Annotated in this window: 7 protein-coding genes; 3 read left to right on the top strand and 4 right to left on the bottom strand. The window is 53.9% G+C overall.

Annotated features, from left to right (window positions below; genetic code table 11):
- Together PFRI_RS02980 and ettA are read right to left on the bottom strand one after the other, a co-directional pair.
- Positions 1–953 (bottom strand): hypothetical protein (locus PFRI_RS02980; RefSeq protein ID WP_139292074.1); only part of this gene is annotated, 953 nt, incomplete at its 3' end.
- Positions 954–956: 3 nt separating this feature from the next.
- Complete coding sequence (ettA, locus tag PFRI_RS02975; RefSeq protein WP_072629264.1) at positions 957–2,612, bottom strand: energy-dependent translational throttle protein EttA; 1,656 nt, start codon at positions 2,610–2,612, stop codon at positions 957–959.
- Between the two features lie 81 nt (positions 2,613–2,693).
- On the opposite strand from ettA, the gene PFRI_RS02970 reads away from it, so the two are divergent.
- A complete protein-coding gene (locus PFRI_RS02970) occupies positions 2,694–3,236 on the top strand; it encodes a hypothetical protein (RefSeq protein WP_072629263.1) in 543 nt (180 codons plus the stop codon).
- Positions 3,237–3,271: 35 nt separating this feature from the next.
- The gene (locus tag PFRI_RS02965) at positions 3,272–3,871 is read left to right on the top strand and encodes a nicotinate-nucleotide adenylyltransferase (protein ID WP_072629262.1); all 600 of its coding nucleotides are present in this window, start codon (positions 3,272–3,274) and stop codon (positions 3,869–3,871) included.
- On the opposite strand, the gene PFRI_RS02960 is transcribed toward PFRI_RS02965, so the two are convergent.
- Positions 3,842–4,693, bottom strand: a complete 852-nt coding sequence (locus PFRI_RS02960) for a DMT family transporter (protein ID WP_072629261.1) — start codon at positions 4,691–4,693, stop codon at positions 3,842–3,844. The two genes, PFRI_RS02965 and PFRI_RS02960, sit on opposite strands and share 30 nt — an antisense overlap.
- Positions 4,694–4,839: 146 nt before the next feature.
- Between PFRI_RS02960 and dacB the strand changes: the two genes are divergently transcribed.
- Complete coding sequence (gene dacB, locus PFRI_RS02955) at positions 4,840–6,354, top strand: D-alanyl-D-alanine carboxypeptidase/D-alanyl-D-alanine endopeptidase (RefSeq protein WP_084649578.1); 1,515 nt, start codon at positions 4,840–4,842, stop codon at positions 6,352–6,354.
- Here the strand turns inward: dacB and PFRI_RS21930 are convergent.
- Positions 6,351–6,473, bottom strand: a complete 123-nt coding sequence (locus tag PFRI_RS21930) for a L,D-transpeptidase family protein (protein ID WP_342742259.1) — start codon at positions 6,471–6,473, stop codon at positions 6,351–6,353. The genes dacB and PFRI_RS21930 overlap by 4 nt on opposite strands.
- Positions 6,474–6,519: the final 46 nt, after the last annotated feature.

Below are 6,519 nucleotides of genomic sequence, written 5' to 3'. Positions count from 1 at the left end.
TCAGACAATTTCCGCGTCATAACCCATGAAAAAATTCGGGTTTTGGGGTAGCAGCGGTATAACAGGGCTTTACGGAAACTATTGATAAACTTCCTACTGACGTATTTGTTTTTGTCGGAGGTTGAAGCCAGTGATACTACTGTTGTGCCGTCGACCTGAGGCAGTACAGAAATCTGCGCATATGCGAATTTATTGTGCGTCTCATTGAAAGCTTGCAGTTGACGACCCAAAAAATCATTTTCGATACAAAAACAACCCGTTCCCGAAAACGGCAAGACTTCATCAACTATTGCTGTGAGGTGATAGAGCTTTCTAATGCTTTCTCGGCGTTCAATTTTTGACAACAGTGCGACAAGATTCCATGTGTAGCCAGCGTAATGGAGCATGTTTTCAAACTCTGGGATCATTATGTTTGTATCAAACGCGAAATTGAACCTTGGTACGGCATGAAGCCAATTTGAAAACAATGCCCCGTCTGAATGTACAACCGCCTCATACAAAGCACATCGTTGTGATAGGCTAAGCGCGGAGCGATAATTTGCTTTCAATGGTCCTTTTTCAATATTTGAGAAAACCGATGCATCATGTTCTGAGCAAAGACCTGGAAAAGTTGACGCTTTTCTAGCACTCAACTTAACGAGCTTTTTCCTGCCATGAACACCTGTCGCATTTGGCCCATCCGAAAAACCAAGCACATGGCCCGACTCAGAGATCATTTTGAGCGAGCCGTTACGTTGCTGGGAATGAGATGAAATAGTTTTGTTGCCGCATGCTTGCGCATCAGAAACCACGGGACAACTACGCTTACGATGCGCAAACTTCCTTCTATCTATGCCAAGCTCGTGAAAGTGTTTGTAGTGTTTCGAGTGGTGACACTGAGAATAAAGTTCACCACTCTCACAAAAGCAAAGTTCATCTGCAAAAAACTCTAAAAATTCGCTTTTTTCCAGCAAAACTTAGCGTGCAAACTTCTTATGCTTAATCCGCTTAGGCTCCAAAGCATCCGCACCCAGACGGCGCTTTTTGTCTTCTTCGTAGTCCTCGAAGTTGCCCTCGAACCATTCCACATGCGCGTCGCCTTCAAAGGCCAGCATGTGCGTGCAGATGCGGTCCAGGAAGAAACGGTCGTGCGAAATGACCACAGCGCAGCCTGCGAAATCGACCAAGGCGTCTTCGAGCGCGCGCAGTGTTTCCACGTCCAGATCGTTCGTAGGTTCGTCGAGCAGCAGAACATTGCCGCCCTCTTTGAGCAAACGCGCCATGTGCACGCGGTTACGTTCACCACCCGAGAGCAGGCCAACCTTCTTTTGCTGATCGCCGCCCTTAAAGTTGAAAGATGAACAATAGGCGCGCGAATTCACTTCCGCATCGCCCAGTGCAATGATCTCTGAACCGCCAGAAATCGCTTCCCAAACCGTCTCGTCGCCCGAAAGATCGTCGCGCGATTGATCCACATAGGACAGCTGCACCGTGTCGCCATATTCAATCGTGCCCTCGTCTGGCTTTTCCTGACCCGTGAACATCTTGAACAGTGTGGATTTACCCGCACCGTTTGGACCGATCACGCCGACAATACCGCCGGGCGGCAAATCAAAGGACAGACCTTCAACCAATAGCTTGTCACCCATCGCTTTCTTGAGACCCTCAACCTCGATCACCTTGTTGCCAAGGCGTGGACCGTTGGGAATAACGATCTGCGCGCGGCCAACTTTGTCACGCTCGGACTGACCCGCGAGTTCGTTGTATGAATTGATACGCGCTTTTGATTTCGCCTGACGGGCCTTAGCCCCTTGGCGCATCCACTCAAGTTCGCGCTCAAGCGTTTTCTGCTTAGACTTATCTTCGCGCGCTTCTTGGGACAGGCGTTTCGCCTTCTGCTCTAGCCATGCGGAATAGTTGCCCTCGTATGGAACACCGCGACCACGGTCGAGCTCAAGGATCCAGCTGGTGATATCGTCAAGGAAGTAACGGTCGTGCGTGACGCAGAGGATCGTGCCCTTATAGTCAATCAGGTGCTTTTGCAGCCAAGCAATCGTTTCCGCGTCTAGGTGGTTTGTCGGTTCGTCCAGCAGCAGCATATCAGGCTGTTCCAGCAGCAACTTGCACAGCGCCACACGGCGTGCTTCACCACCAGAGAGCGAGGACACAGCCGCATCATCAGGGGGGCAACGCAGGGCTTCCATGGAGACGTCGATCTGAGAATCTAAGTCCCAAAGGTTCTCAGCATCGATCTTATCCTGCAATTCGGCCATCTCGTCAGCCGTCTCGTCAGAATAATTCATCGCCAACTCATTATAGCGATCAAGCGTTGCTTTCTTATCGGCCACACCCAGCATCACATTGCCGCGTACATCGAGCGTTTCGTCGAGCTTAGGTTCCTGTGGCAAGTAGCCCACATTCGCGCCCTCAGCCTTCCATGCTTCGCCTTGGAACTCTGTGTCGAGGCCCGCCATGATCTTCAAAAGCGTGGATTTACCCGAGCCGTTGACACCCACCACACCGATTTTCACACCGGGTAGGAAGTTTAGGTGGATGTTTTCAAAGCATTTCTTGCCGCCCGGATAGGTCTTAGACACGCCTTGCATGTGATACACATATTGATACGCCGCCATGGGGTCGCTCCTCACGCTGAATTCAGTTTGCATTCACATAGTGTGCTGCGAGGATAGGCGCAATTGGATAGGGAGTTTCATATGCGCGCCTTGCTGGTGTTTTGCGCTTTATGCGTGCCGTCATTGCTGAGCGCTCAGAACAATGACGCCCTGCCCCGTGAATTCGGCTGTCTTTCCCAGCGGGAGCTAAGCAATGACATGCACCCCTCCGAGCTTGCCCGCATAGTACGCGCCTGCGCGTCCGAGCAACGCTATGACGATGCCGTTCAGGTTTATTACACCTACTCCTCCTATGGCCTTTTCGATCAACAACGTGTGCGCGATGAAAGTGCGCATGTGGTGCTTGGTGAACTCTCACAATGGATGTTCGCCTTTTTGGATCGCTCGACCATGACCGGCATACGCGCCTCTATCGACAAACTGCGCGACCCCGCACATCCTTTCTTTCTCGACACATGCGTCGAGATCGAAGCCCTTGGACCACCTACCTACAGACCCGGCTATATGATCAGTTACGGCATGATGCCCCGCAAATCATCGGACGACTGGCAACACGACACTTTTGACAGCGCCGCCGCATGGCGCAAAGCGGTGAGCGAGATCAACGACTGCCCAATCCCCTAATTGCATCAGCTTTGCCCGAGCGATACACGAGCAACATGCGCCCTACAGCACACAACACACGCGGCAGACGCATTGGCCTTTTGGGCGGCTCTTTTGATCCTGCCCATCTTGGACACGTTCATATCACACGCGAAGCCCTCAAACGGTTCGATCTCGATGAAGTCTGGTGGCTCGTTTCCCCCGGTAATCCCCTCAAAAAACGTGGCCCCGCCCCGATGAACCTTCGCATGAGGCGCGCGCGCAAAGTCATGCAGCACCCGCGCGTCCACATCTCCGACATCGAAGCACATCTCAACACACGCTACACGGCTGAAACCCTGCGTGCATTGCGCCAAAAATTTCCTTTCGCGCGTTTCACATGGCTCATGGGCGCGGACAACCTCGCGCAGTTTCACTTGTGGAAAGATTGGGATGAAATCATCGAAACAGTCCCCATCGGCGTCCTCGCCCGCCCCGGCGAACGCATTGATGGTCGCACTGCCCCCGCTGCGCAGATCTATCGCCGCGCACTTCTGAAAGGTCGCCAAGCACGGCTTTTATCACACGCAGACGCCCCTGCTTGGGCCTTCGTCAACGTGCCAATGCGCGATATTTCCTCGACAGAACTACGTGCGCGGGGCGATTGGCCTTCGTGATTGCAACACTGCACTCGCGCAACCCGCCACAACAATCATGCACATACCTGTGATCACCCAAACATCCGGCCATTCACCAAAAATCAACCATCCCAAAACCACCGCTGAAATCAGTTGAAAGTACACAAACGGTGCAAGTTTGCTTGCCTCATGCATCTTGTACGCAAACAGCATCAGCACATTCCCAATCATCGATCCAAGCGCGCTAATCACCGTTAACTTCGCAATTTGCGGCGTGAACTCGGGGAATTGTCCGAACACGAACGGCGTCACCAGAACCACCGATCCGACCATTTGTGTGATCATCAAGCCGCCCAGCGCGACCGACCCTGCCAACCACCGTGAGGCCGTCAAAAACGCACCGTACAAACACCCTGCGAGCAAAGCCCAACCCAGCCCTGCCGACGCCTCAAATCCCGGACGCACGATCAACAAAACGCCCACAAATCCAAGTAGAACCAAGACCGCTTGAACCGCGCTTGCGCGTTCTTTCAAAAGCCACACGGACAATAAGAAACTCACCAAAGGCCCGATAAAAAACGCGCCAAACACATCCGCAAGCGGAGCCAATTGCAGCGCGCGCGTGATACAACTGATCCCGAGCGCAATAAGCACTGCGCGAAACCACACACGCCAATCGCGCCACACAGACAGCCCTGCGCGCCACGTGAATGGCAAGATCACCAAGCCCCCGATCAAAAAGCGTGTCCACACGACATACGTCGGCGCAACGCCAAGCTCTGATGTCAGAATTTTGCTCGCGGCATCACCTGCGGGAATAGCGCTCATCGCGACGAGCATGATCAACATTGCTTTCAACATACCCGCCCCTAGCAGATGCAAATTGCCATCAACAGGGCTTCTGAAAAGTCCCGTTACAGGTCCTTGCCATCACAATGCCGTAAAAAGCCCAACTCTTGCACCGCTCTGGCCTTGTTAAGCCCACAACAATTTGCATTAACTTTTACATGACCAAAATATTTTCAAGACGCTTTTTCCTGACCGCTGCCGCCTCTGCCTCATTTGGGCATGTGGCCTTGGCCAACGCGCCACTCACATCCATCCGGCCCACCATGCGCGGTGGTGCAGCAAAACCTGCGGCTGGCGCAAAAACGGTTCAAGTTAAACCCGCCACGCCCCAAGCGCTTATTGAAGCCGCTCAGCTGGGTGGTGCCGTCGGCTATGCGGTCGCTGATCTCAAATCGGGCAAACTGCTTGAGACAAACAAACAAACGCTCGGCCTGCCCCCTGCCAGTACTGCCAAGGCGATCACTGCGCTCTATGCCCTTGATGCACTCGGCCCGAACTTTCGGTTTGGCACTCAGATTTCGACCAATGGCTCTATCGCCAATGGCGTGGTCAGCGGGGATCTATTCCTTATCGGCGGCGGTGACCCGACCCTTGATACAAACGCATTGTTCGATATGGCCGCGAAACTCAAAGCGCTCGGTATCCGCGAGGTGCGCGGGCAGTTCTTCTACGTAGACAACGCCCTGCCCAACCTCAATGACATCGACCCGTCGCAACCAGAGCACGTGAGCTACAACCCTGCTGTTTCCGGTCTGAACCTCAATTTCAACCGCGTCCACTTTGAATGGCGCCGTGGCAATAATGGCTACAGCGTTGCGATGGATGCGTGCTCTGACAGACATCGCCCGGCTGTCTACATTTCTAAGATGGCCATCGCCGCACGTGATTTGCCAGTCTATTCCTACAAAGACGCGGGCGCTTTTGATCAATGGAGCGTGGCGCGTGGTGCACTCGGTAAAAGCGGCTCGCGCTGGTTGCCGGTGCGCAAACCCGGCCTCTATGCGGCGGACGTTTTCCAGACCTTTGCGCGCGCGCAGGGCATTGTGCTGAAGAACCCCAAACGCAGCACGCGTGCCCCAAAAACGCGCGCGATTGTGACTCACACCAGCGCGCCACTCCGCACCATTTTGCGCGATATGCTCAAGTTTTCCACAAATCTGACCGCTGAAATCGTCGGCCTCACCGCCACGCGTCAACGCGGTGGGCGCGCGACGACCCTTAGAGCCTCCGCTCAATTGATGAGCCGCTGGGCCAATGACGCGCTCAGCATGGGCAACTCCAGCTTTGCCGATCACTCAGGTCTCAGCGACGCCAGCAAAGTCACAGCGCAAGGCATGGTGAACGCGATGCTCGTCGCCCGTCGTCGCGCGGGCTTTGCAGAGTTACTGAAACCCATCGCCATGCGCGATGCCAAGCGCAAAGTCATTAAGGACCACCCGATTAAGGTGAATGCCAAGACGGGGACGCTTAATTTCGTCAGCGCACTCAGCGGTTATATGACGGCACCCGATGGCACCCAGCTCGCCTTCGCAATGATTTGCGCCGACACAAACCGTCGCCGCAGTATCAAAAAGTCTGAAAAAGAAGCGCCGCAGGGCGGACGTGCATGGAACCGTCGTGCCAAAGCGCTGCAACAGAAATTGATCGAGCGCTGGGGTACTGTCTATGGTTAATTCTGAACCACGATCCGCGTGTTCTTAAACCCGTGCTTCTTGACCAGTGAAAACAGCTTCGCCGCATTCGCAGTATGAAGCCTTACGCATCCAGCAGAGGCAGGACGCCCTAGGCTCAGGACCCATTAATTGCCTTGATGCTGGTTTGTCGTCATGATTCACGAA

Origin of the sequence: Planktotalea frisia, from assembly GCF_001890925.1 — a bacterium.
Classification (GTDB): domain Bacteria; phylum Pseudomonadota; class Alphaproteobacteria; order Rhodobacterales; family Rhodobacteraceae; genus Planktotalea; species Planktotalea frisia.
This window is presented reverse-complemented; position numbering and strand designations above follow the sequence as displayed.

Coding starts and splice junctions, on each gene's coding strand:
- ettA (WP_072629264.1), bottom strand. CDS start 2,612: ATGGCGGCGTATCAATATGTGTATCACATGCAAGGCGTGTCTAAGACC.
- PFRI_RS02970 (WP_072629263.1), top strand. CDS start 2,694: ATGCGCGCCTTGCTGGTGTTTTGCGCTTTATGCGTGCCGTCATTGCTG.
- PFRI_RS02965 (WP_072629262.1), top strand. CDS start 3,272: ATGCGCCCTACAGCACACAACACACGCGGCAGACGCATTGGCCTTTTG.
- PFRI_RS02960 (WP_072629261.1), bottom strand. CDS start 4,693: ATGTTGAAAGCAATGTTGATCATGCTCGTCGCGATGAGCGCTATTCCC.
- dacB (WP_084649578.1), top strand. CDS start 4,840: ATGACCAAAATATTTTCAAGACGCTTTTTCCTGACCGCTGCCGCCTCT.